This window comes from Phenylobacterium sp., from assembly GCF_035539035.1.
GTDB lineage: Bacteria > Pseudomonadota > Alphaproteobacteria > Caulobacterales > Caulobacteraceae > Phenylobacterium.
Window position 1 is genome coordinate 1 of sequence record NZ_DATLJI010000016.1, and the last position, 22,581, is coordinate 22,581.

At 69.1% G+C, this 22,581-nt stretch carries 19 protein-coding genes, 3 tRNA genes and 1 pseudogene; 11 read left to right on the forward strand and 12 right to left on the reverse strand.

Features of this window, described 5'->3' with window-relative positions; genetic code table 11:
• The 3 genes from VM685_RS14030 to VM685_RS14040 all read right to left on the reverse strand — a co-directional run.
• Positions 1-261: GTP-binding protein (locus VM685_RS14030; RefSeq protein ID WP_325458072.1), on the reverse strand; the 261-nt coding region annotated here is incomplete at its 3' end.
• A gap of 39 nt (positions 262-300) precedes the next feature.
• Positions 301-374 (reverse strand) — tRNA-Gly (locus VM685_RS14035).
• A 47-nt stretch (positions 375-421) separates the two neighbouring features.
• Positions 422-507 (reverse strand) — tRNA-Tyr (locus VM685_RS14040).
• Between the two features lie 133 nt (positions 508-640).
• Here VM685_RS14040 and rlmB point away from each other — a divergent pair.
• Both rlmB and VM685_RS14050 read left to right on the forward strand, forming a co-directional pair.
• Positions 641-1,438 carry a 23S rRNA (guanosine(2251)-2'-O)-methyltransferase RlmB gene (rlmB, locus tag VM685_RS14045; protein ID WP_414693376.1) on the forward strand — a complete coding sequence of 266 codons (798 nt, stop codon included), beginning with the start codon at positions 641-643 and terminating at the stop codon, positions 1,436-1,438.
• Positions 1,439-1,477: 39 nt separating this feature from the next.
• Positions 1,478-2,212 carry a TerC family protein gene (locus tag VM685_RS14050; RefSeq protein ID WP_325460793.1) on the forward strand — a complete coding sequence of 245 codons (735 nt, stop codon included), beginning with the start codon at positions 1,478-1,480 and terminating at the stop codon, positions 2,210-2,212.
• Between the two features lie 154 nt (positions 2,213-2,366).
• On the opposite strand, the gene metG is transcribed toward VM685_RS14050, so the two are convergent.
• Positions 2,367-4,178 carry a methionine--tRNA ligase gene (gene metG / locus VM685_RS14055; protein WP_325460794.1) on the reverse strand — a complete coding sequence of 604 codons (1,812 nt, stop codon included), beginning with the start codon at positions 4,176-4,178 and terminating at the stop codon, positions 2,367-2,369.
• Positions 4,179-4,722: 544 nt separating this feature from the next.
• Here metG and VM685_RS14060 point away from each other — a divergent pair.
• Together VM685_RS14060 and VM685_RS14065 are read left to right on the forward strand one after the other, a co-directional pair.
• Positions 4,723-5,697, forward strand: a complete 975-nt coding sequence (locus VM685_RS14060) for a hypothetical protein (RefSeq protein ID WP_325460795.1) — start codon at positions 4,723-4,725, stop codon at positions 5,695-5,697.
• Between the two features lie 771 nt (positions 5,698-6,468).
• Positions 6,469-7,248 (forward strand): hypothetical protein, encoded by a 780-nt coding sequence (locus VM685_RS14065; protein WP_325460796.1) that lies wholly within the window; start codon positions 6,469-6,471, stop codon positions 7,246-7,248.
• A 130-nt stretch (positions 7,249-7,378) separates the two neighbouring features.
• Here the strand turns inward: VM685_RS14065 and VM685_RS14070 are convergent, their stop codons facing one another.
• The 4 genes from VM685_RS14070 to VM685_RS14085 form a co-directional block, all read right to left on the reverse strand.
• Positions 7,379-8,170 carry a hypothetical protein gene (locus VM685_RS14070; protein ID WP_325460797.1) on the reverse strand — a complete coding sequence of 264 codons (792 nt, stop codon included), beginning with the start codon at positions 8,168-8,170 and terminating at the stop codon, positions 7,379-7,381.
• Positions 8,171-8,385: 215 nt separating this feature from the next.
• Complete coding sequence (locus VM685_RS14075) at positions 8,386-8,757, reverse strand: hypothetical protein (RefSeq protein WP_325460798.1); 372 nt, start codon at positions 8,755-8,757, stop codon at positions 8,386-8,388.
• A 59-nt stretch (positions 8,758-8,816) separates the two neighbouring features.
• Positions 8,817-9,881: a tetratricopeptide repeat protein gene (locus tag VM685_RS14080; protein ID WP_325460799.1), complete on the reverse strand. Its 1,065-nt coding sequence runs from the start codon at positions 9,879-9,881 to the stop codon at positions 8,817-8,819.
• Positions 9,878-10,543 carry a class I SAM-dependent methyltransferase gene (locus VM685_RS14085; RefSeq protein ID WP_325460800.1) on the reverse strand — a complete coding sequence of 222 codons (666 nt, stop codon included), beginning with the start codon at positions 10,541-10,543 and terminating at the stop codon, positions 9,878-9,880. The genes VM685_RS14080 and VM685_RS14085 overlap by 4 nt, the downstream gene beginning before the upstream one ends.
• An 89-nt stretch (positions 10,544-10,632) precedes the next feature.
• Between VM685_RS14085 and VM685_RS14090 the strand changes: the two genes are divergently transcribed.
• A complete protein-coding gene (locus VM685_RS14090; RefSeq protein ID WP_325460801.1) occupies positions 10,633-11,814 on the forward strand; it encodes a glycosyltransferase family 4 protein in 1,182 nt (393 codons plus the stop codon).
• Here VM685_RS14090 and VM685_RS14095 read toward each other — a convergent pair.
• Positions 11,811-12,128 carry a DMT family protein gene (locus VM685_RS14095; protein ID WP_325462029.1) on the reverse strand — a complete coding sequence of 106 codons (318 nt, stop codon included), beginning with the start codon at positions 12,126-12,128 and terminating at the stop codon, positions 11,811-11,813. The genes VM685_RS14090 and VM685_RS14095 overlap by 4 nt on opposite strands.
• A 119-nt stretch (positions 12,129-12,247) precedes the next feature.
• Here VM685_RS14095 and VM685_RS14100 point away from each other — a divergent pair, with 119 nt between their 5' ends.
• From VM685_RS14100 to VM685_RS14115, 4 genes are read left to right on the forward strand one after another with little or no spacing between them, the layout of a single operon-like run.
• Entirely contained in the window at positions 12,248-13,348 is a 1,101-nt protein-coding gene (locus VM685_RS14100) for a polyamine ABC transporter substrate-binding protein (RefSeq protein ID WP_325460802.1), read from the forward strand.
• On the forward strand, positions 13,345-14,505 hold the full coding sequence (locus VM685_RS14105) for an ABC transporter ATP-binding protein (RefSeq protein WP_325460803.1): 1,161 nt from the start codon (positions 13,345-13,347) through the stop codon (positions 14,503-14,505). The genes VM685_RS14100 and VM685_RS14105 overlap by 4 nt, the downstream gene beginning before the upstream one ends.
• Complete coding sequence (locus tag VM685_RS14110) at positions 14,502-15,386, forward strand: ABC transporter permease subunit (protein ID WP_325460804.1); 885 nt, start codon at positions 14,502-14,504, stop codon at positions 15,384-15,386. Before VM685_RS14105 ends, VM685_RS14110 begins: the two co-directional genes overlap by 4 nt.
• Positions 15,383-16,162, forward strand: a complete 780-nt coding sequence (locus VM685_RS14115) for an ABC transporter permease (protein WP_325460805.1) — start codon at positions 15,383-15,385, stop codon at positions 16,160-16,162. The genes VM685_RS14110 and VM685_RS14115 overlap by 4 nt, the downstream gene beginning before the upstream one ends.
• Here VM685_RS14115 and VM685_RS14120 read toward each other — a convergent pair.
• Both VM685_RS14120 and VM685_RS14125 read right to left on the reverse strand, forming a co-directional pair.
• Entirely contained in the window at positions 16,159-17,562 is a 1,404-nt protein-coding gene (locus VM685_RS14120) for an amidase (RefSeq protein WP_325460806.1), read from the reverse strand. The genes VM685_RS14115 and VM685_RS14120 overlap by 4 nt on opposite strands.
• A gap of 67 nt (positions 17,563-17,629) precedes the next feature.
• Entirely contained in the window at positions 17,630-18,037 is a 408-nt protein-coding gene (locus VM685_RS14125; RefSeq protein WP_325460807.1) for a hypothetical protein, read from the reverse strand.
• 347 nt (positions 18,038-18,384) lie between these two features.
• Between VM685_RS14125 and VM685_RS21040 the strand changes: the two are divergent.
• Positions 18,385-18,627, forward strand: a pseudogene (locus tag VM685_RS21040) (Arm DNA-binding domain-containing protein); the annotation flags it as partial.
• A gap of 1,297 nt (positions 18,628-19,924) precedes the next feature.
• Positions 19,925-20,000 (forward strand) — tRNA-Thr (locus VM685_RS14130).
• A gap of 28 nt (positions 20,001-20,028) precedes the next feature.
• On the opposite strand, the gene VM685_RS14135 is transcribed toward VM685_RS14130, so the two are convergent.
• The gene (locus VM685_RS14135) at positions 20,029-22,539 is read right to left on the reverse strand and encodes a cation-translocating P-type ATPase (RefSeq protein ID WP_325460808.1); all 2,511 of its coding nucleotides are present in this window, start codon (positions 22,537-22,539) and stop codon (positions 20,029-20,031) included.
• Positions 22,540-22,581 lie beyond the last annotated feature (42 nt).

Here is a 22,581-nt window from a genome sequence, read left to right on the forward strand (position 1 = left end):
GTCGGCGTGCCCGGGGCAGTCGACGTGGGCGTAGTGACGGTTCGCCGTCTCGTATTCCACGTGCGCCGTGTTGATCGTGATCCCACGGGCCTTCTCTTCCGGCGCCGCGTCGATGTCCGCATAGGCCATCGCCTTCGCACCACCGGCCTTCGCCAGCGTCATCGTGATCGCCGCCGTCAGCGTCGTCTTGCCGTGGTCAACGTGACCAATCGTGCCGATGTTGCAGTGCGGCTTCGTGCGTTCGAACTTTTCTTTGGCCATCAGGGTCCTGCCGGGCGTTGTTCAACTGAAATGATAACTTGGAGCGGGTAGCGGGAATCGAACCCGCATCCTCAGCTTGGAAGGCTGCTGCACTACCATTGTGCTATACCCGCCAAGGTGGACGGGGTCGCCCAAACTCTCCTCGTTCGGACCGAGCGCGTGGTGGGGGAAGTAGGACTCGAACCTACGAAGGCGTACGCCAGCGGATTTACAGTCCGCCCCCTTTGCCACTCGGGACATTCCCCCGCGCGCTCGGAGCCACGTTGAGAGCCACGAACAAAAGCCTTCCGCCAAGGCTGCGAGGAGCTTTAAGAGCGCCGAACGCAACGTCCTGGAGCAGGCTTCCCGTCCGGGGCCCCAATTTGGAGCGCGTCTTATAGTGGCCTCGCACCCCGAACGCAACGACGCCCGGAAAGGGAAAAAACGTCCGCCCCAGCACCGCTTCCAGAGGCGGTCTGAAGCGCCGTCCGAAGACTGGATCTGGGGGTGGCACGCGGTGGAGGCGGCGCTGGCCAATCCGGCGCGCGGGGCGCCCCAGCGGCTGCTGGTCACGCCGGAACGGGCCCGGCAGGTCGAGGCGCGATTCGGCCGGCTCGCCGGCGTCGAGACCGCCGACAACCAGTTCATCGCCCAGAACCTGCCGCAGGGCGCGGTGCACCAGGGCGTGGCCCTGCGCGCCGAGCCGCTGGAGCCGGCGGACCTCGCCGACCTCGAGGCGAAGCCCGGCGCGATCCTGCTGATGCTCGACCAGGTGACCGACCCGCAGAACGTCGGCGCCATCCTGCGCTCGGCCGCGGCGTTCGGCGCGGCGGGCGTGATCCTGCAGGACCGCCACGCCCCGCGCTTCACCGGCGCACTGGCCAAGGCCGCGGCCGGCGCCCTGGAGAAGATCCCGGTCGCCCGGGTGGTCAACCTGTCCCGCGCGCTGGAGGAGCTGGCCGAGCTCGGCTGGCGGGCGGTGGGCCTGACCGGCGCGGCCGAGCAGGACCTGGCCCAGGCCCTCGACGGGACGCCCACCGTGCTGGTCCTGGGCTCCGAGGGCGAGGGCATGCGCCGGCTGGTGGCCGAGCACTGCGACGCGCTCGCCCGGATCCCCATGCCGGGCGGCTTCGAGAGCCTCAACGTCTCCGCCGCCGCCGCGGTGGCGCTCTACGAGGCGTCGCGTCCGCGCGGCTGAACAGTTGCAGCCCGCGCCCGCCTGACGCATTGAGGCCGGATGTTCGAAGAGCTGTTCAGCGCCGGCGGCCTGTCCGCCCTCCTCCAGGTCCTGATGATCGACCTCGTGCTCGCGGGCGACAACGCCGTCGCCGTGGGCCTGGCCGCGGGCGCCCTGCCCCCGGCCCAGCGGCGCAAGGCGATCCTCTACGGCCTGATCGCCGCGGTCGTGCTGCGGATCGGCTTCGCGCTGATCACCACCCAGCTGCTGGGCATCGTCGGCCTGCTGTTCGCCGGCGGCCTGCTGCTGCTCTGGGTCTGCTGGAAGATGTGGCGCGAGCTGCGCCACCAGGCCGAGCCCGAGGAGGCGGCCGCCGAGGCGGTGCTGGACGCCGACCCGACCACCGAACCCACCGGCGCCGTCGCCAAGCGCCAGCCGAAGTCGTTCAAGGACGCCTTCATCCAGATCCTGATCGCCGACGTCTCCATGTCGCTGGACAACGTCCTGGCCGTGGCCGGCGCGGCGCGGGAGCATCCGACGATCCTGGTGTTCGGCCTGCTGCTGTCCATCGCTCTGATGGGCGTGGCGGCGAGCTGGATCGCCCGGCTGCTGCACAAGTACCGCTGGATCGGCTACGTCGGCCTGATCATCGTCCTCTACGTGGCCCTGCACATGATGTGGGAGGGCCACCGGACCGTGGTCGTCGACCTCAACCAGACCCAGGCCTACAACGGCTTCATGCCCGACATGCTGGACATCGGCCCCGAGGAAGAGGCCAAGCAACGGGCGCACTAGGCCCGCGGGCCACCCTCATCCACGTCGACATGGATGAGGGGTCAGGCGCGGCTGGACGGGTGTGCGGCTGGACGGGGGTTCACCTTGGCAAAGACCGGCCACGAGGGTCTCACGGACCCCCGGCCAGCTCCAAGGAATCACGAGGCCTAATCCGTCAGCCGGCCTCAGGCCCGCCGAACCGGGCGACCCATTCGGCGACCTGGGCATCCTCGACCTTGCGGAACAGCACCTCGGGCGCCTGGACCTTGCGGCCGGGCTCGAGCGTGCGCAGCAGGCCCAGGCCGTCGAGCGCCGGCCACTGGCCCGGGAAGCCCTCCCCTACCGCCAGCGCGATCTTCTCGGCGGCGAAGGGGATGAAGGGCTCGGACACCTTCGCGAACAGGGCCACCAGGTTCAGGCCGAAGCGCACGGCCACGGCGGCGCGGTCGCGATCGGTCTTGATCGCCGTCCAGGGCGCGGCCTCGGTGAGGTACTGGTTGCCCAGCACCCAGAGCTGGCGGAGCGCCGTGGACGCCTTGCGGAACTCGCGGTCCTCCAGGTGGCCGGTGAGCTCGCGCAGCTTGGCCAGCACCTCGTCCTCGAGCCTCGCCTCCAGCGGCCCCGGCTCGCCGCCCTCGGGCACCACGCCGTCGAAGCGGTTCTCGGTGAACTTCAGGATCCGGTTGACGAAGTTGCCCAGCACGTCGGCCAGGTCGGCGTTCACCTGCGCCTGGAACTGCTCCCAGGTGAAGGTGGCGTCGGAGGTCTCCGGCGTATTGGCGGTGATCCACCAGCGCCAGTAGTCGGCCGGCAGGAGCTCCAGCGCATGGTCCATGAACACCCCGCGCTTCAGCGAGGTGGAGAACTTGCCGCCGTAGTAGTCGAGCCAGTTGAAGCCCTTGAGCTGGTCGACCAGCTTCCAGGGGCGCGCTTCCACCGTGGACCAGGTCCCGTCGGCGGCCAGCCGCTCGTTGACCCCGATCAGGGTGCAGGGGAAGCCCACGGTGTGGAAGGGCACGTTGTCCTTGCCCATGAACTCCACGTAGGTGACGTCGGCCGCCGCCTCGCCCCGCCACCAGCGCTCCCACTCGGCGTCTTGCGCCGGCCCGCGGCCGGCCTCCTGGGCGCGCGCCTCGGCCCACTCCCAGGTGGCGGCGATGTACTCGATCGGCGCGTCGAACCAGACGTAGAACACCTTGCCCGCCAGGCCCTCGATGTCCGGGGTCTTGCCCTCCGGGTTCGGGCCCCATTCGAAGGCGTTGACCGGCACGCCCCACTCCAGGTCGCGGGTGATGCCGCGGTCCTGCAGGCCCTCGTCCAGCCACTTCAGCGCGATGGAGGTGACGAGGTTGGGCCAGGAGGCCCGCTTGCTCTCGATCCAGTGGCGCAGCTTGCCGGCGAACAGGCTCTGGCGCAGGAACAGGTGCTTCGAGCCGCGGATCTCGATGTCCTCGGAACCCGAGACCGCCGAGCGGGGCTTGAGCAGGTCGGCCGGGTCCAGCACCCGGGTGCAGTTCTCGCACTGGTCGCCGCGCGCCGCCTCGTAGCCGCAGTGCGGGCAGGTGCCGATCACGTAGCGGTCCGGCAGGAAGCGCCTGTCGGCGTTGGAATAGACCTGCTGGGTCACCCGCTCCTCGATGAAGCCGGCCTCCCAGAGCGTCTGCGCGAAGCGTTGGGTCAGCCGGTGGTTCTGCGGCGAGGACGAGCGGCCGAAGTGGTCCCAGGACAGGCCGAAGGCGCGGCCGAGGTCGTGCTGCACCCGGTGCTGCTCGGCGCAGAACGAGGCCGGGTCCTGGCCGAGCTCGGCGGCGGCCAGCTCCGTGGGCGTGCCGTGCTCGTCGGTGGCGCAGATGTAGAGCGTCTCGCGGCCGCGGGCCCGCTGGAAGCGGGCGTAGACGTCGGCCGGCAGCATGGAGCCCGCCAGCGTCCCCAGGTGCTTGATCCCGTTGATGTAGGGCAGAGCGGACGTGATCAGGATGCGGGACATGACGCCTTCGGGAGGGTTGCGGCCGCGGACGGCGGCCGACGCGGGCTTATAGGCCGCGCGAGATGGCCTGCGAAGCGCGGCTTGGCAAGGTGGGGGTGGTGGTGGGCGGGGTGGATGTTGGGGCCGCCGGCTCAGGGCGCGAGCGGGACTGGTTCCCGCGGAACATCCGCTAATGACTCAAAGCGGAAGTTCGAAACGTCCGCTTCCGGCGGTCACGCCAAGCTTTACCGTGGGAGTCGTTTCTGATTCCCCGTGAGGGTGTCTCGCGCTCTCCGCATGATCAAGCTTCCGACAGCATCGCGCATCCGCGACGGGTCGGAAGCCCACGTCCGAAGTGCTCCTCGCGAGGAGTAGGGCCAGTTTGCTCCTCTGGCGCTTGCCGGTGGCAATCGCAAACGTCTGTATGCGCTGGAAAACAACGTTTGCTGATCACATTGACATCTGCCCCATCGCGCTGAAGCTGTAGCCAAGCTTGAAGTCGCGTCCGCGATGAGTCGGGCGAGCAGGGAGCGGCGCAATAGAAGTCATCCCTATTCATTTCGACGTGCCGGGCCATGAAATCCCGCTCGCAACATTCGTCAGGACAGCTTCCGAGACCGAGGCGGTTATCCGCGCGTTCACCGCTGAACTGCTGGGGGCCGAGCTTCAAGTCGAGCTGTTCGTACTGCCACCCGAGGAAGGCACGTTTCTCCAAAGACTGGGGGTGATTGCCCTTGCGTGGGGGGCTGTCTGGGCCTTCACGGAGAGTGACGTCGGCAAGGGCTTCATCAAGGGGCTCACAGGTCATGAACCCGCCTACTGGGCCGAAGTTGCGGGGAAGGCGGCGCGGGAAGCTGGAGAGGCGGCGATCACGGCAGCCGAGGCGCACCACGAACAGCAGAAGAAGTTTGAAGAATTAGTGATAGTAGAAGCCACCATGTCTTTCCTTCAGAAGCCAACAGCTGAGCTGGAGGATATAGGCGTCCCTCGCACTCGGTTCCGGAATGCGTACGCTGCCAAGAACGCATTCTACGATGCGTGCGAAGCCACGCCGCGGCTCCGAGCAATCGGCTTTTCGGAAGCGCCAGTCTTCCCGATCCGGAAGGAGGACTTCGGCCGATTGCAAACGGACTTGCTGCCGAAGCTCGAAGACGTTCAACCGCCGTGGCTGGTGGGCACGGTCGTCCTTCATGTGACCTCACCCAACTGGGATCGAGCTGACCGGGCGCGTGCTTGGAAAGGACGCGATCAGCAGGGGCGGGAGCGTTATTTTCGAGTCGAGGATGAAGAGTTCTGGCAGCGAGTCGCGGCAGGCGCGGTTAGCACGCACGTAATCGACACGATGAAGGTTCAGTGGGCCTTTCGGGGGCGGCCCGACCATCCGAAGCACTGTCGGGTATTGCGGGTACTAGAGTTCAACGGCCAGAGGCTAGCAAGACCGCTGAGCGATGATGCCTTGGCGGCTCAGCTTGGGAAACTGGATGAAGTTGCACAGGACCAATACGACCTCTTCGGCGACTGGCCGGAGCAATCCACCTGAGACAGCGTGTAGGTTTCTCGACTGCAGCCACGGTCATCTCGGCGGATCTCCAGCGCGGCACAAGGGCAGCGCGGGCACTTGGAGGCAGCGAATTGGCGCGGGGCGACGCAACGAAGACCGTTACGCGAACCGGATACGAGCTGACGAAACCAGACGTGGCGTCGAGCCAACTCGCGACGGCCATCTGGCTTTGGGCGAATGAATGGGACCCCGCATCCGTCCATGTCTTGGCCAGCGCAGCTGCCGAGATCATTGGAGTCTTGCGACGCACACAGGCTAGGCCCCGGCGGAGTCCGAGGTTCTCAATGGGCTAGCTGGAGAGTTCTCGGAAGAGTTCGAGAGTTACCTCAAAGCATCATTCAATTTCATGTAGCACGGCGCCAGGGATGCTGGCGCAGCCATAGCCTTCAATCCGGCCGAGTCAGAATGGGTAATCTATCATGCTTGCGTAGATTACCTCGCAACCTTTGCCGTGACTCCGCCAGAAGCGCTGCTCTTTCTAGTGTACATGAGGGACCACTGGCCGTGGCTCATACGATCAGACAGTGCCGATCCGGTTGGAGCACTTCGCGAACAGGAGAGAGGCAAGGCAGAGGGCGACAAGGTGGAGCGTCGAGACGTGGCGCGCACTCTGATGGCATTGCATCAGTTCGCGGCCCACCTTCGCGACGTTGGCGAGCATGATCATCCACTACTGCAGCCCACCCTTCCGCGAGCGATGCCGCGCAGGTAGTCCGCGCTTACCATTGGATTGACTCGGCAGGATACGGCATGCCGCGCACTTCACTTGAAGATCTTCAGCCCGAACTGGCCACCGCGATTCGAGCGAATGAAGCGGTCGTGTTGAGCTATCTCTCCACGCTCAGTTTTATCGTGATGCAAGGGGCGAGGGACCCTTCATTTCGCGACACCCACGTGTTCAGCTACCTGGCTCAGGACCTTCTTCAGTCAGCAATGGCGCTGATCATCCTGCCCCGCGAAGGTATATTGAACGCAGCGAAGCGCGAGCTTCGATTCGTTCTTGAAGCGTCGATCAAGCTTGCGTTTGTGGAGCAAGAGGGTACCACCGCGACGGTGCAAGAGAAGCTGGAGCGTTTCGACAAAGAACTCGCCTCTGCAAAAATTAGCGTCAAAAACGCGCTGAAACTCCAACTCCTTCCGGAGGCGGACCGTGACGCGTTCCGAGTGGAAGTTGGGCGGCTGTTCTCGCTGACTTCGGGCTATGTCCACCTTACGCCTTCGCAGATTTTGGAATCCATCAGTGCGGCAGAGGCCGGCATCACTGCCGGAAAGGAACGGCCGTCTGACGTCGAATCGCTGACTTCCGTCGTGGAGCGTGTCTTGGCGGTGTCGCTGGTTCTGCTCTTCCACGCGTTTCCCTACTGGGTCGCAGGTGACTGGATGGTCGAGGAGAATGGGCTATCCAACCGGTGGCACTTCTCCGCTTCGCGTTTTGTGGCGGCAATGGATTCGGAGTTCGATTACAAGCACGAACGCCAGAAAAGCCTGCCGCAAATTCAGAGAGATCGGCAGGCCCGCATTCGCTTTTAGCCAGTCGCACTGATTTCGAGCGAGAGCCGGAACGCTGAGCCGGTTCACGGCTTCCCACGTCCGTGCTGGCGCTGCCGATGCCGTGGCTTGGGCGAACGCGCGCGCCTTCTCCCTGAGGGTGGTTCTTACACTACAGTGTGTCGTAGTGATCAATGATCGCTTGGGCGTACTCCTTACCAAGGCCCTGACCATTCAAACTGCCTATGTGGTCACAGAACGCCGTGGCCCGAGTCCGCAAAACGCGGTGACGGCCTAGGTCGGGATGCTTCCTCGCCCACTCGTGGTAGATCGCAAGTACCTCATGAGCGCCGACTAGTGCGGCAAACACATTCGTGTCGGCTTCGGCAATGAATGTAGAGACGGTTCGTATGGCGTTTTCACAATCTTTGGCGCCGACAACCACATGTGTCACGGCATCCCAGGGTACCGATCGCGCGGTGTCTGCGCCGAACTGATGCGCGATCCGGTTTCGCTTGTTCTGAATTTTTTGAAGGTCGGGTTCGAGTGCAGTTAGTTTTGCTGGCAGCCGACCGAAGACCATCTCAAGCCGGCGAAACCGCTGCTTCCAAAGTCCGCTGGTGAAGCCGTCCACGGCAGCTTCGATGGATTTATTCCAGCCCGCCGGTGGCGTGGCCTTGCCGAGGACGAACGCATATCCGTCCACGCCCGTAAGCGAGCGGTCGAGCAAATCCGGGTTCGCCTGAAGCGCCGTCGTCGTGATCGACTTTACGTAGACTTCGAGCAGAGACGCCGCAGAGATCAGCACATGCTGGCGCGTCCAGTCCCGGAACTCGTCTGAGGCACTCTCCCACTCGGCGGCCGTAGTGTAGACCCCGTGGACACCGGGCCCCGGGCGCGGAAAGCGAATTGAGGAGAAGCCCGACTTCAGGTGGGTACGAGCTCGCTCGGCCACCCAGAACACGTTGTTGAACCTAGTCAGGTTCTGCTTCGCGACTTGCCGGGCTAGAGAAGTTCCGAAAGGGGGGGTGCGGGGAAGCTGTGGCATTCCTAGAAACTCTGCGCGGCGAGGCTCCGCTTTAGCATGTAGAGGCTCAGGCCAGGGAAGCCGCGCAAGAGCCGTTGAACGTCCGCTTTTGGAATTGGCCCCAAGTTCCGCTCTTGGCGCAATGCCGACCTTTAGAACACGACCAAGCCGCCTTCGCCTGACGGCGGGTGGATCTGGCCGCTTTCGTAGGGCCCCTCCTCGCTGCTGATCCGCAGGAGGGCGCCGTTGGCGAAGGTGAGCGTGAGGGAGCGCGGTTCGCTGTCCAGGGCCGTGATGCGCTGCTGGATCAGCTCGCGGAGGAAGACGGGTCCCACGTCCTGCTCGTCGCTCGCCTGATGGCTGTGGGTCTGCCCCGCCGCATCGACGTGTTCGAACGGGCCTTCGATGGTGATCTGGCCTCCGTCGGAGAACCGGACCTGGGTCGACCAGGGGTCGAGGCAGACCTGGCCGACCTCCAGGCCGATCAGGAATTGCAGATCGGCGGCGGGTGGGAACGGGTGCATGCCGGGAGCTTCACCCAGCTTGGGGCGCGGGGCAAACCTTGGCGTTCGCCCGCGCCCCCTTACGCCCCCAGCCGCCCCCGCACCTCGTCGACCACCGCCCACCAGTCGCCCGGGGTCGGCTGGCGGAAGAGGGTGGCCGTCGGATACCAGGGGCTGTCGGGGCGGGCGCGGAGCCAGCGCCAGTCGGTTCCGGTGGCGGGCAGCAGGATCCAGACGGGCTTGCCCATGGCGCCGGCCAGGTGGGCGACGGCGGTGTCGACGGTGATCACGCGCTCCAGGCGCCGCACGATCCCGGCGGTCTCGGCGAAGTCCGCGGCGCCGGTGTCCTCCGGATGCAGGCTGACGGCGCCGGGGAGGTTGAAGAGGTCGGCCTCGATGGGCTTGGGCAGGGAGCGGTTCGCGTCGTTGGGGTGAGTGGGGCGGCCGCGGGTGACGAGGCCAATGCCCTGCCCGCCTGGCCCCTCCCCGCCGCCCTCGGGCCCGCCTTTCGGGCCCTTCAGCCAGACGCCGTCGGGGATGGTCTCCAGCGTCGTGCCGAAGCGGAGCGGCAGGGAGCCCAGGAGCACCCAGGCGTCGCAGGCCGGCAGCTTGGCCTGGCCCTCGGCCGGGATGACGGTGACGCCGAGCGGGGCCAGCAGGGTCTCCAGGCCCGGGCGGCAGACCAGGGTGACCGCGATGCCGCGGGCCTTCAGCAGCGGGACGTAGCGGGCGAACATGATCTGGTCGCCGAAGCCCTGCTCGGGCCAGACCAGCAGGGACTTCACGGGCTCGCCGCGCCACTCGCGGAACGGCAGCTTCGGCGCATGCACCCGGTCGCGGTCGACGCTGCGGCGGGCCTCGTAGAGCGGCCAGCCCTCGGCGTAGTTTCCCGAGGCCAGCAGGGAGAGGCCGAGGTGGTAGGCGATGTCCGGGTCCTGCGGGGCCACGGCGCGGGCCCGGCGCAGCGCCTGCTCGGCGCCCGCCCAGTCGCCACGGGCGCGCAGGGTGGCGATCAGGTTGTGGTGGGCGATCAAGAGCGTGGGATGGGCGGCCAGGAGCTCGCGGTAGATGGCCTCGGCGGCGTCGAGCTCGCCGGCCCGTTGGTGGGCGACGGCCTCGCGGAAGCGCGCCTCGGGGTTGGTCATGCGGGGCCCGCAGGCGCGGCCGAGGGCCGCCGGGCGACGAAGGCCCAGTAGACGTCCGGGCCGGCGGCGGTGGTCAGCGCCAGGTCGTTGACCTTGAGGTCGGCGAAGCCGGCGCGGCGGATCAGCTCGGCCCACATGCTCTTGGGCAGGACGCTGTAGTGGTTGGGGTTGGCCTGGTGGCGGCAGGCGGTGTCGGGGGCCGGGACCTCCACATAGAGGACGCCGCCGGGCGTCAGCACGCGGAACAGCTCGGCGAGCATGAAGTACGGCATCAGGCTGTGCTCCAGCGCATGCCGGCACCAGACGAGGTCGAAGGCTTCGTCCGCGAAGTCGAGGAAGCCGAAGTCCATCTCCACCGCGTTCAGGCCCTTGGCCCGGCAGGCGGCCACGTCCTCGCCGACGCTGATGCCGGTGGCGTCGAGGCCGGCGTCGCGGAACAGCTCCAGCGCCGCGCCCTGGCCGCAGCCCACGTCGAGCACCCGGGCGCCGGGCGGGAGCGGATGCAGGGCCTGCAGGCGCTGGAACATCTGCGCGGTGATCTGGCTGTGCAGGGGGCTGGGCGGCTCGGGGTAGACGTCGCCGCGCAGCCGCTCCAGGAAGGCGTCCAGCCGAGCGTACTTGGTGAGCTTGGGGGCGAGCTTGGGGTCGGTGGCGCGGGTCATCGGCGATCCTTCCGAGCCGAGTACCCAAGGACTGTGCTAGCGGCAAGGACCGGGTCGGCGAGGGCTCGGGCATGGGGAGCGGAGCGGGCGTGCGGCGGCAGGTCGTCATCCACTGGGGGATCTCGAGCTTCTTCGGCTTCGGGGTCTACGGGCTGAACCTGGCGCTGGCCTGGGCCCGGGACCCGGACGTGCGGCCGGTCTGCTCCCTGCCCATCGACCCGCGGCAGATCGCCGTGGACCCGCTGAGGCGCCGCGCGATCGAGCCGTTCCTGCGGGATTCGCAGGCCTTCCAGGCGGCGTTCGCGGCGAAGGACGGGCGGCTGCGGGTCGAGGCGCCCATGCTGACGGCGGTGGACGACGCCTTCGTCATGGGCCCGGCGGCGGGCGGGGTGCGGCTGACCGGCCAGCCGATGGTCGCGGTCTGCTTCTTCGACAGCGCGAGGCTCGCGCCGGAGGTCGTGCGCCGGGCGAGCGCCTATCCGCTGGTGGTCGCCGGCTGCGCGTGGAACGAGCGGGTGCTGCGGGCGCATGGCGTGGAGCGGGTGACCACCATCCTGCAGGGGGTCGACCCCACCCTGTTCCATCCGGCGCCGCGGCTGGGGGTGCTGGGCGACCGCTTCCTGGTGTTCAGCGGCGGCAAGCTGGAGCGGCGCAAGGGGCAGGACATCGTGCTGGCGGCGTTCCGCAGGTTCGCCGAGCGGCGGCCGGACGCGCTGCTGGTCACCGCCTGGCACAGTCCCTGGCCGCAGATGGCCCGCAGCCTGGACGTGAGCGGGCTGGCGGCGCCGGTGGCGTTCGACGCCCAGGGCCGGGTGGACGTCGCCGCCTGGGCGCAGGCCTCCGGCGTGGCGGCGGGGCAGCTCATGGACCTCGGGCCCGTGCCCAACGCCGCCCTGCCCCCGCTGCTGCGCGAGATGGACGTGGCGGTCTTCCCCAACCGCAGCGAGGGCGGGACGAACCTGGTGGCCATGGAGTGCATGGCCTGCGGCGTGCCGACCATCCTTTCGGCCAACACCGGGCATCTCGACCTGATCGAGGACGGGAACACCTATGTGCTGGAGCGGCAGGCCGCCGTGCCCGGGCAGGAGGGCGTGGAGGGCGTCTCCGGCTGGGGCGAGAGCGACGTGGACGAGGTGGTGGCGCGGCTGGAGCAGGCCTACGCCGACCGCGAGGACGCCCGCCGCCGCGGCCTGCGCGGGGCCGAGACGCTGTCGAAGCTCACCTGGGCCCGGACGGCGGAGGCGCTGAAGGCGGCGGTGCTCGCCCTCTAGAGCGGGCCCTTGAAGACGAACCAGGCGCCCAGCGCGATGAAGGCGAAGCCGACGCCGTGGTTCAGGGTCAGCTTCTCGCCCAGGTAGAGGACCGAGAAGACCGCGAAGACCACGAGGGTGATCACCTCCTGCATGGCCTTCAGCTCGGCGGGCTCGTAGACGGCGCGGCCGATGCGGTTGGCCGGCACCGCCAGCCAGTATTCGAAGAAGGCGATCCCCCAGCTCACCAGGACGATGGCCCAGAGCGGCCCGCGGTCGACCTTCAGGTGGCCGTACCAGGCGAAGGTCATGAAGACGTTGGAGGCGACCAGCATGAGGACGGGAGCGACCAGGGTCCAGGCAGGTGACACGGGCGGGGGTCTCCGGTTGCGTTCGGGATTGAGGGGCCGGCTGCGCCGCCTATAACCTTGGCCGCGAGCGAGGGGGAACGACGATGCGCGGATGGAGGGCGGCGCTGGCCGCTTTGGCGGCGCTGGCGCTTTCGGCCTGCGGCCAGGGCGGGGCCGGGAAGGCGCAGGGCGGCGAACTGCGGATCTACAACTGGTCGGACTACATCGACCCCGAGCTGCTGGCCGAGTTCACCAAGGAGAGCGGGATCAAGGTCCGCTACGACACCTTCGATTCCAACGAGGTGCTGGAGACCAAGGTCCTGCAGGGGAACACCGGCTACGACCTGGTGGTCCCGTCGAACCACAACGTGCCGCGCTACATCCAGGCCGGCGCGCTGCAGAAGCTGGACAAGGGAAGGCTGACGGGCCTCGGCAACCTGTCGCCCGAGACGCTGAAGCACATGCAGCCCTTTGATCCGGGACAAGCCTACACCGTGCCCTACATGCAGGGCACGATCGGCATCGGCTACAACGCCCAGGCCGTGGCCAAGCGCGGCGTGGCCATGGACAGCTGGAAGGCGGTGTTCGAGCCGGCGAACCTGGCCAAGCTGAAGGACTGCGGCGTCTACTTCCTCGACGCCTCGGAGGACATGTACGCGGTCGCCCTGCACTATCTCGGCAAGGATCCGAACTCGACCAATCCGGCCGACTATGCGGCGGCCACCGAGGTGCTGATGAAGGCCCGGCCCTATGTGCGCAAGTTCCACTCCTCGGAGTACATCGACGCGCTCGCCAACGGGGACATCTGCGTGGCCATCGGCTACTCGGGCGACGTGCTGCAGGCCGCAGACCGCGCCGAGGAGGCGAAGAACGGCGTCGAGATCGCCTACGCCATCCCGAAGGAAGGCACCCAGGTGTGGTTCGACGTCTTCGCGATCCCCGCCGACGCGCCGAACGCCGCGGCGGCCTACCGCTTCCTGGACTTCATGCTGCGCCCGGCGGTGATCGCGCGGGCGTCGAACTACACCCACTACGCCAACGGCAATGCGGCGGCGACGCCGCTCATGGACGCCGCGGTGCGCGAGGATCCCGGCGTCTATCCGCCGGCCGAGGTCGCGGCGCGGCTCTTCGTCACCACCACCAAGGACCAGGCCCTGCTCAGGGAGGTGAACCGGCAGTGGACGCGGGTGCTGACCGGCCAGTGAGCGGCAGGCCCACGGGCGGTCGGCCCGTCATCGGCGGGGTGCGCTCGGCGTTCGCGCCGTGGGAGGACCCGGACGTGGCGCCGCTGGTCCGCTTCGAGGGCGTCAGCAAGCGGTTCGGCGACCAGGCGGCGGTCGAGGACGTGAGCCTCGACATCCACGAGTGGGAGTTCTTCGCCCTGCTGGGCCCCTCGGGCTGCGGCAAGACCACGCTGATGCGCCTGCTGGCCGGGCTCGAGACGCCGGACGCCGGCCGCATCCTGCTGCGCGGCGAGGACATCACCGGCCTGCCGCCGCACGCTCGGCCGACAAACATGATGTTCCAGTCCTACGCCCTCTTCCCGCACCTCACCGTGGCGCAGAACGTGGCCTTCGGCCTGCGGCAGCAGCGCCTGCCCAGGCGCGAGATCGCCGAGCGGGTGGAGGAGATGCTGGCGCTGGTCCGGCTCGAGGGGCTGGGCCGGCGGCGGCCCGACCAGCTCTCCGGCGGGCAGAAGCAGCGGGTGGCGCTGGCCCGCGCCATCGCGCCCAGGCCGCGCATCCTGCTGCTCGACGAGCCGCTGGCGGCGCTCGACAAGAAGCTGCGCGACGAGACCCAGTTCGAGCTGATGCGCCTGCAGCACGAGCTGCGGATGACCTTCCTGATCGTCACCCACGACCAGGAGGAGGCCATGGTGGTCGCCGACCGGATCGCGGTGATGGGCGAGGGCCGGATCGTGCAGGTGGGCCGCCCGGCGGAGGTCTACGAGGCGCCGGCCAACCGCTACGTGGCCGAGTTCATCGGCGACGTGAACCTGTTCGAGGGCCAGGTGACGGCCTCGACCGGCCAGTCGGTCTCGGTCGTCTCGCCGGCCGCCGACCTCGTGGCCGACAGCACCCAGGGCTTCGCGCACGGGCAGACGGTGTGGATCGCCGTGCGGCCCGAGAAGCTCGTCCTGCACCAGGACCAGCCGCCGCGGGGCCCCAACTTGCTGGCGGGGGAGATCCGCGAGGTGGGCTACCTCGGCGACTGGACCATCGTCATGGTGGCGACGGCGCCCGGCCGGACGGTGCGGGTGGCGCTGGCCAACACCGCGCGCGCCTCGACCCGGCCGCTGGCGGTGGGCGCCCCGGTCTGGCTGAGCTTCGCGCCCGACGCGGCCATGGTGCTCACGGCGTGAGGCGGCCCCGCCCCGGCCTCGCGGCGGCCCTGCCCTACCTGTGGCTGGCCGTCTTCTTCGCCTTCCCGTTCGTTCTGGTGGCCAAGCTGTCGCTCTCCGACACGGCGCTGGCGATCCCGCCGTACACGCCGCGGATCGACTGGTCGGCCGGCGCGGCCGGCGTCGACGCCTTCCTGCGCGGCCTCGACGTGGAGACCTACGCCCGCCTGACGCAGGACCGGCTCTATGTGGCGGCCTATCTCTCCAGCCTGAAGTTCGCGGCCATCGCCACGGCCATCCTGCTCGTCATCGGCTATCCCATCGCCTACGGCATCGCCCGCTTCCCGCCGGCGGCGCGCAGCGCGCTGGTCATGGCGGTGATCCTGCCGTTCTGGACCAGCTTCCTGATCCGCATCTACGCCTGGATCGCGATCCTGAAGCCCGCCGGCCTGCTGAACGCCGCCCTGGGCGCGGTGGGCCTGCCGGCGCTCAACCTGCTGAACACCGAGGCGGCCGTGGTGATCGGCCTGGTCTACGCCTACCTGCCGTTCATGGTCCTGCCGCTCTATGCGGTGCTGGAGAAGCAGGACGCGGCCCTGATCGAGGCGGCCCAGGACCTCGGCGCCACGCCCGCCCAGGCGTTCTGGCAGGTGACCGTCCCCCTCTCGCTGCCCGGCGTCGCGGCGGGCGGCCTGCTCTGCTTCATCCCGATGGTCGGCGAGTTCGTGATCCCGGACCTGCTCGGCGGGTCGGAGACCCTGATGCTCGGTCGGACCATCTGGACCGAGTTCTTCGCCAACCGCGACTGGCCGGCCGCCTCGGCCGTGGCCATCGTGCTGCTGGCCACCCTGGTGGTCCCGATCCTCGCCTTCCAGCGCAGCCAGGCGAAGGTGCTGCGATGAGGCGCGGCCCCTCCCCCTTCAACATCGCCGCCGTAGGCCTGGGGCTGGCCTTCCTCTACGCGCCGATCGCGCTCCTGGTGCTCTATTCGTTCAACGCCAGCCGGCTGGTGACGGTGTGGGGCGGCTTCTCCACGCGCTGGTACGCGGCCCTGTTCCGGGACGAACAGATGCTGGACGCGGTGTGGGTGACGCTCAGGGTGGGGCTGATCTCGGCGACGCTCGCGACGGGGTTGGGCTTGCTGGCGGCGGTGGCCCTGGTGCGCGGCGGGCGGTTCCGCGGGCGGCTGCCGTTCGCCGGCATGATCTACGCCCCGCTGGTGATGCCCGAGGTGATCCTGGGCCTGTCGCTGCTGCTGCTGTTCGTGAGCTTCGGCCTGCCGCGCGGCTTCTGGACCGTGACGCTGAGCCACGCGACCGTCACCCTCTGCTACGCCACCGTGGTCATCCAGGCCCGGCTGCAGGGCTTCGACCGCAGCCTGGAGGAGGCCGCCCAGGACCTCGGCTGCACGCCAGCGGAGGCCTTCGTGAAGGTCACGCTGCCGAACATCGCGCCCTCGGTGGCGGCGGCCTGGATGCTGGCCTTCACCCTCTCGCTCGACGACCTGGTGATCGCCAGCTTCACCTCCGGGCCCGGCGCCACGACGCTTCCGATCCGGCTCTACAGCCAGGTGCGGCTGGGCGTGAACCCGGAGATCAACGCCATCTCCACCCTGCTGGTGGGCGTGGTGGCCACGGGCGTGATCGCCGCCTGGCTGGTGCAGCGCCGGCGGGTCTAGAGGTCCGGGACGCGGTCGAACCAGGGCCGCGCCCGCTCGAGCTGGCCGGCCAGGCCGAACAGGGTCGCCTCCTCGCCCATGCGGCCCACGAACTGCATCCCGATCGGCAAGCCCGACGCGCTCCAGGCGAGCGGCACGGTCATGGCCGGCTGGCCGGTGTTGTTGAAGGCCTGGGTGTTGGGCATGAAGGCGAACAGCCGCTCACCGATCAGGCTCACGTCCTCGAGGACATGGCCGATGGGGATGGGCGGGCTCCCCAGCGTCGAGAGCAGCAGGACGTCGTGGGCCTCGAACAGCGGGGCCATCTGGCGGCCGAAGGCGTGCAGGGTGGCGATGGCCCGGGCGTAGGCCGAGGCGGTGACGGCCTGGCCGCGGCGGTAGGTCATGAAGGTGAGCGCCTCCACCTCCCCCTCGGCGACGGGGCGGCCGCGGCGCTCGGCCTCTGCGTCGAGGGTGGCCGCGACGCTGGCGGCGATGACGAGGCCCGCGGCCGCCTGCATGGCGGCGAAGTCGCCGGGGACGCTCGCCTCCTCCACGTCGTGACCGAGGTCCTCCAGGAGCTTCGCGGTGTCGCGCACCGCCTGGGCGCACTCGGGGTCCAGCGCCTGCGACTGCAGGGCCGCGGTGGTGAAGGCGATGCGCAGGCGGCCCGGGTCGCGGGCCGCGGCCTCCGCGAACGGCCGCTCGGGCGGGGCCAGGAAGTAGGGGTCGCCGGGCTGGGGCGCGCAGGCGACGTCGAGCAGCACGGCGCTGTCGCGCACCGATCGGGTGACGGCGTGCTGGATCGAGGCGCCCGCCCAGCCCTCCCCGATCGGCGCGAAGGAGACCCGGCCGCGCGACGGCTTCATCCCGAACAGGCCGCAGCACGACGCGGGCGTGCGGATCGAGCCGCCGCCGTCGCTGGCGTGGGCCGCCGGAACGATGCCCGCCGCCACGGCCGCCGCCGCCCCGCCGGAGGAGCCGCCGGGCGTGCGGGTCAGGTCCCAGGGATTGCGGCAGACGCCCAGGTGCTCGCCCTCGGTGAAGGGCCACAGGCCGAACTCCGGGGTGTTGGTCTTGCCGACGATGGCGAGCCCGGCCTCGCGGTAGAGCCTCACCAGCGCGCTGTCGGCGGCGGCGGTGTCGCGCGCGAACAGGCGCGAGCCGCCGCTGGTGACCGTGCCGGCCAGGGTCGCGCCGAGGTCCTTGAGCAGGAAGGGGACGCCCGCCAACGGTCCTTCCGCCGGCGGCTGGGCCCGCGCCCAGTCGGAAAGGTCGGTGGTGACGGCGTTGATCTTCGGGTCGACCTCGGCGGCGCGGGCGACGGCGGCCTCCAGCAGCTCGGCGGCGCTCGCCTCGCCCCGGGCCACCAGCCCGGCCAAGGCCACGGCGTCGTGCCTGCGATAGTCTTCGAAGTTCATCGCCATCCTCCCGTCCTTTCTGGTTGGGAAGCAGGCAATCACAGACGGGGCGTCGGCGCCAAGCCGATCAGGGCGCCGGCAGGGTGCGCGCCGAGAGGACCGTCCACTTCCGCTCCTCGCGGCAGAAGGAGCCGGTGGGCACGTAGACGGAGCAGCCGAGGCGGCCCCAGTGGCCGGGATTGCCGGCGCCGGCGAGCTCCACGGTCTCCGGCGGCGCACTCCACTCCACCTCGCAGCCGGGGCCCACGCCCTTGTAATCCATGCGGTAGGTCACCGAGACGCGCCGGAAGCCGGCCGTCTCGTTGCGCAGGCGCATGGGGCTCAGACACCGGGGGTCGGGGAATTCCGGGAACGGGTCCACCTCCAGCCGGACGATCGGCGGCGGGTCGCCGCTCGCGGCCGGCCTCGGCGCCACCGCCGCGCACCCGCACGCCGCCAGCGCCAGCACCGCCGCCCCGTGTCTCAGACCCCGCATCCGCCCCTCCATCGGTGCTCCGGACGCGGAGGTTCCCCCGCCCGGCCGAGCTTGGCAATGCCGGTTCGGCGAACGCGATACGGCCGGCTTAGGAGTTGCGCGCGCGGGCTCGCACGTGGCATCCCGGCCCGACACGGCGCCGGATTAGCTCAGCTGGTAGAGCAGCGGTTTTGTAAACCGCTTGGGTGCTGGTTTCGGACAGTCTCATCACCGCTCAGATGGTCTGTCGATGGGGCGATCACCGAGGGGAATTGTGTTTCCCACTGTTTCAGGCACCCCCCTCCAGTAACGACTTTCTGTGCCCCATGCGACGGTAAAGCTGACGGACAAGGCCGGTTCGGGCTGCTCGGGCAGAGCGGGGTCCGCGGCTGGAGCTTTGGGACGCGTCCACGCCCGGCTTGTGCCTGCGGGTCACCGACACGGGGAGGAAGGTTTGGGTCTACCGCTATCGGACCGCGGATGGCCATCAACCGCGGCTGACGCTCGGCGCCTATAGCTCAGCCTTTCGCCTGTCAGACGCCCGCACGACCGCAGCGAAGGTCCGCCTCCAAGTGCAGGAAGGTGCGGATCTCATTTGGCCAAACTTCTAGGCAAGGCAAACATCAACATTATTCTGTTTTTGGGCCGGTGCGAACGAGGATCATGGAGGCCGCGCCGGCCATTGTTCACGCGGCTCATGCCGAGAGGTTGTGCGCCACCTGAATTAACCGATCCCGGCCAGGCTATTTCGAGTTTCGAAGGCAGACATCACGACTTTGCGGAACACTCCGGACCATTCGATCCACCCCTAAGGCGGCGCGCTTCGCTGGGTCAGTCACGCTTTTGTCGAGCGACGCGACGACACTCGCAGCCTCTTCGCACCCACCCTTGTCGCCCCTCACGTAGAGAAATGCCGCGAGTTGCTGGAGCGCGCCCACATGATTTTGGGCCGCCGCTCGACGTAGCCAAATCTCCTGCTGAGCAACCGTCCGAGGGTCGGCGTCGTAGTGGAGAGCAACTCTGTACGCCGCCTCGGGATCACCTTGCTCACCTCTAAGTTTGAGCTCAGCGAGTTCGTCTGGACGAAGCAGGTTAACATCTGCCGTTGCGACAGTGGCGGCGGGGACCTCTTCGCTAGTCCGGCTATTCTGCACCTGGCATCCAGCCACTGCAAGTGCGACAGCAACTACTTTAACTTGCACAGTAATTTATCCACACACTTGATCTCCGTCCGTCGGATGCGCGAACCTAAGACTGCCTGATAGGTATCTCGCATGTTTCCATTCGCAGAGTTGTAGATAATCTTAGATATTCCTAATTCCCCATTCGGACCACCCGGATTGTGGACATTAAACAGGCTCGCGGCACCCCTCCCATCTGGTGAGCTGTTGACGGTCAGAGTCACCGGATTCCCGGGTTCGATAGGCTGGAAGATTGTCGTTCTTGTTCGGATCCCGAGTAGTCGGGAACATCACGTACCCCTCAGCAGCTATGACCCGCACCTTGGTTGGGTCGCTGAGTTGTTGATCAACCGCACCGACGGTGCACAGACGCTGCGTAGGTGGGAGCCTGCAGACCGGCGGGCCCGCGCCGGTACAGCTTCATGTAATTGTTGACGAGCTTAATCTCATTCTTGGGCTTCCAGCGAAGCCGCAACTTCGGAACAATAGATGAAGCAGCACCTCCGCTTTGGTGCAGGCGCCGATCGACGGAGCACGCCACACAAAGGCAGAACGTCGCCCAGCATGGTTGCCGCCGCACAATAGGCTGCACCCCTCACCGATCCGCTTGCCCACGCCGACTCGTCGTGCAATCCGTCTGCTTCGGCCGCTCAGCGGCGCCCATGTGCGCCCCGTTCGATTGCGGCCAGCCGGTCAGATATGGCAAGCCATTGTATCTGTTCGGAATGCCGGATTAGCTCAGCTGGTAGAGCAGCGGTTTTGTAAACCGAAGGTCGCGGGTTCGAGTCCTGCATCCGGCACCATCCCCCGCCCCGCATCCGGCGCCATCCCTCAGCGCCCCAGTCTGCGCCGCAGACGGCTGAGCACCGCGGGCCAGCCGCCGCAGGCGATCGCCACCGCCAGGGCGACGCCGAGCAGCGCCGGCGGCGGCGGGGCGATGCTGAACACCTTGGCGACCGGCGGGAGGGCGAGGATCAGGGCCAGCAGGGCGGTGACCGCCGCGGCGATCCCCCAGTAGGCGACCCGATGGCGGTCGAGGAGCCGGCCGCCGCCGCTAGAGTCGGCCAGCGCCAGGACCAGGTTGCCCATCACCAGGGCGACGAAGGCCGCGGCGCGGGCTTCCGCCTCGGGATAGCTCCGCAGGGCCAGCACATAGAGCGCCAGGACGCCGGCCAGCACCGTCAGTCCCTGGATCAGCGCCAGCGCCACCTGGCTCGGGCCGAACAGGGCCTCGCTGCGCCGGCGCGGCGGCCGGTTCATGGCGCCCTCCTCGCTGGGCTCGGCCTCGAAGACGAGGGCGCAGGTGGGGTCGATGGCGAGCTCCAGCAGCACCACGTGCATGGGGAACAGCATCGGCGGCAGGCCGAGGAGGATGGGCCCCAGGGCCAGGCCGGCGATCGGCACGTGGATGGCGGTGATGTAGGTGAGCGCCCGGCGCAGGTTGGCGAAGATCCGCCGGCCCAGCCGCACGCCACCCACGATGGAGGCGAAGCTGTCGTCCAGCAGGACGAGGTCCGCGGCCTCCCGGGCCACGTCGGTCCCCTTGCGCCCCATGGCGATGCCGATGTGGGCCGCCTCCAGCGCCGGCGCGTCGTTGACCCCGTCGCCGGTCATGGCCACGACCTCGCCGTCGGCCTTCAGGGCGTCGACGATGCGCAGCTTCAGCTCCGGCGCGACGCGGGCGAAGACGCGGACGCTCCGGAGACGGTCGCAGAGCTCGTCGAACGGCAGGGCCGCCAGCTCCGCGCCGACCAGCACGCCGCCCGACACGTCGAGCCCCGCCGAGCGGGCGATGGCCAGGGCGGTGGCCGGATGGTCGCCGGTGATCATCACCACCTTGATCCCCGCGTCGGTCGCCTCGCGGAGCGCGGCCGGGACCTCGGGCCTGAGCGGATCCAGGAAGCCGACGAGCCCTGCGAAGGCGAAGGGCGCCTGCCGCGGGTCGTCGGGGAAGGCGCCCGGCGTGCGGGCCGAGGCCACGCCCAGCACCCGCAGCCCCGCCTCGGCGAAGCGGCCGATGACCGCCTGCAGCCGCGCGGCCTCCTCCGGCGGCAGGCAGCAGAGCGCGAACACCGCTTCCGGGGCGCCCTTGGCGGCGGCCAGGCGCTCCTCGCCCTCGCCGCGCCAGACCTGGGTCACGGCCATCAGCTCCGCGCGCAGCGGCCAGGTGCGCTCGGGCTCGCCCGGCAGCCCCTCGGCGAGGCGGCGCACGGCGCGGTCCATGGGGTCCACCGGGCGGACGGCGGAGGCGAGCGCCGCGAGGGTCAGGAGGTCGGCTCCGGCCCCGTCCGGGCTCTGATCGCCCTCCACCGCCTGCTCGCCCGCCGGGGTCCACAGGCGCGCCACCTGCATCCGGTTCTCGGTAAGGGTGCCGGTCTTGTCGACGCACAGCACCGTGGCCCCGCCGAGCGTCTCGATGACGGCGCTGCGCCGGACCAGCACCTTGTGGGTCGCCAGCCGCCAGGCGCCGAGCGCCAGGAAGACGGCGAGCACCATCGGAAACTCTTCCGGGATCAGGGCGATGGCCACGGTGATCCCGGCCAGCACGCCCCCCACCCAGTCGGCGCGGAGCACGCCGTAGGCCGCCGCCACGACGACGCAGAAGGCGAGCGCGAAGACGCCAAGGATCGCGGCCAGCCGGCCGGCGGTCTTCTGCAGCGGCGTCGCCTCCTGCGGGATGTCGGCCAGGGAGCGGCCGATCCGCCCGATGGCGGAGGCGGGGCCGGTGCGGGCGACGCGCACCACGCCCTGGCCGCCCACCACCAGGGTCGCGGCGAACAGGTGCGGCGTGGCGTCGGCGCCGGGCTCGGGCTCGCCGAACGCCTCGCCGGCGCCGGCCAGGCGCTTGGAGACCGGGGCGGACTCGCCGGTCAGGGTGGATTCGTCGACGCTGAGGACCTCGCCGCCCACCAGCAGGCCGTCGACCGGCAGGCGCTCGCCCTCGCCGATCAGCAGGATGTCGTCGGGCACGAGCTCGCGCGCGGGGATGCGCCGCTCGGCCCCGTCGCGGATCACCCGGGCCTGCGGCTGGGAAAGCTCGCGCAGGGCCGCCAGGGCCCGCTCGCTGCGCGCCTCCTGCAGGATGACGAGGCCGATGGACGCGGCCGCGCCGGCCGCCAGGAACAGCCCCTCCCCGAGGTCGCCGAGGACCAGGTAGAGCGCCGCCGCGCCGAGCAGCAGGAAGAACATCGGCTCGCGCAGCGTCTCGGCGAGGATGCGCAGGGGCCCCCGCCCCTTCGCCCGCGGCAGCTCGTTGGGGCCCACCGCGGCCAGCCGGCGGGCGGCCTCCGCCTCCGTCAGGCCGCTCGAGGCGGACGTGGGTCTGGGACTCGCGGAAGCCATGCGTGGCGGGACCCTACAGCGCCTTTCGCGGCCGCGCCCCTT

What these genes read in the sequence shown, in the direction of transcription:
- VM685_RS14050 (WP_325460793.1), top strand. Translation starts at nt 1,478, where the DNA reads ATGTTCGAAGAGCTGTTCAGCGCCGGCGGCCTGTCCGCCCTCCTCCAG.
- metG (WP_325460794.1), bottom strand. Translation starts at nt 4,178, where the DNA reads ATGTCCCGCATCCTGATCACGTCCGCTCTGCCCTACATCAACGGGATC.
- VM685_RS14065 (WP_325460796.1), top strand. Translation starts at nt 6,469, where the DNA reads ATGCCGCGCACTTCACTTGAAGATCTTCAGCCCGAACTGGCCACCGCG.
- VM685_RS14075 (WP_325460798.1), bottom strand. Translation starts at nt 8,757, where the DNA reads ATGCACCCGTTCCCACCCGCCGCCGATCTGCAATTCCTGATCGGCCTG.
- VM685_RS14080 (WP_325460799.1), bottom strand. Translation starts at nt 9,881, where the DNA reads ATGACCAACCCCGAGGCGCGCTTCCGCGAGGCCGTCGCCCACCAACGG.
- VM685_RS14085 (WP_325460800.1), bottom strand. Translation starts at nt 10,543, where the DNA reads ATGACCCGCGCCACCGACCCCAAGCTCGCCCCCAAGCTCACCAAGTAC.
- VM685_RS14095 (WP_325462029.1), bottom strand. Translation starts at nt 12,128, where the DNA reads ATGCTGGTCGCCTCCAACGTCTTCATGACCTTCGCCTGGTACGGCCAC.
- VM685_RS14100 (WP_325460802.1), top strand. Translation starts at nt 12,248, where the DNA reads ATGCGCGGATGGAGGGCGGCGCTGGCCGCTTTGGCGGCGCTGGCGCTT.
- VM685_RS14115 (WP_325460805.1), top strand. Translation starts at nt 15,383, where the DNA reads ATGAGGCGCGGCCCCTCCCCCTTCAACATCGCCGCCGTAGGCCTGGGG.
- VM685_RS14120 (WP_325460806.1), bottom strand. Translation starts at nt 17,562, where the DNA reads ATGAACTTCGAAGACTATCGCAGGCACGACGCCGTGGCCTTGGCCGGG.
- VM685_RS14125 (WP_325460807.1), bottom strand. Translation starts at nt 18,037, where the DNA reads ATGCGGGGTCTGAGACACGGGGCGGCGGTGCTGGCGCTGGCGGCGTGC.
- VM685_RS14135 (WP_325460808.1), bottom strand. Translation starts at nt 22,539, where the DNA reads ATGGCTTCCGCGAGTCCCAGACCCACGTCCGCCTCGAGCGGCCTGACG.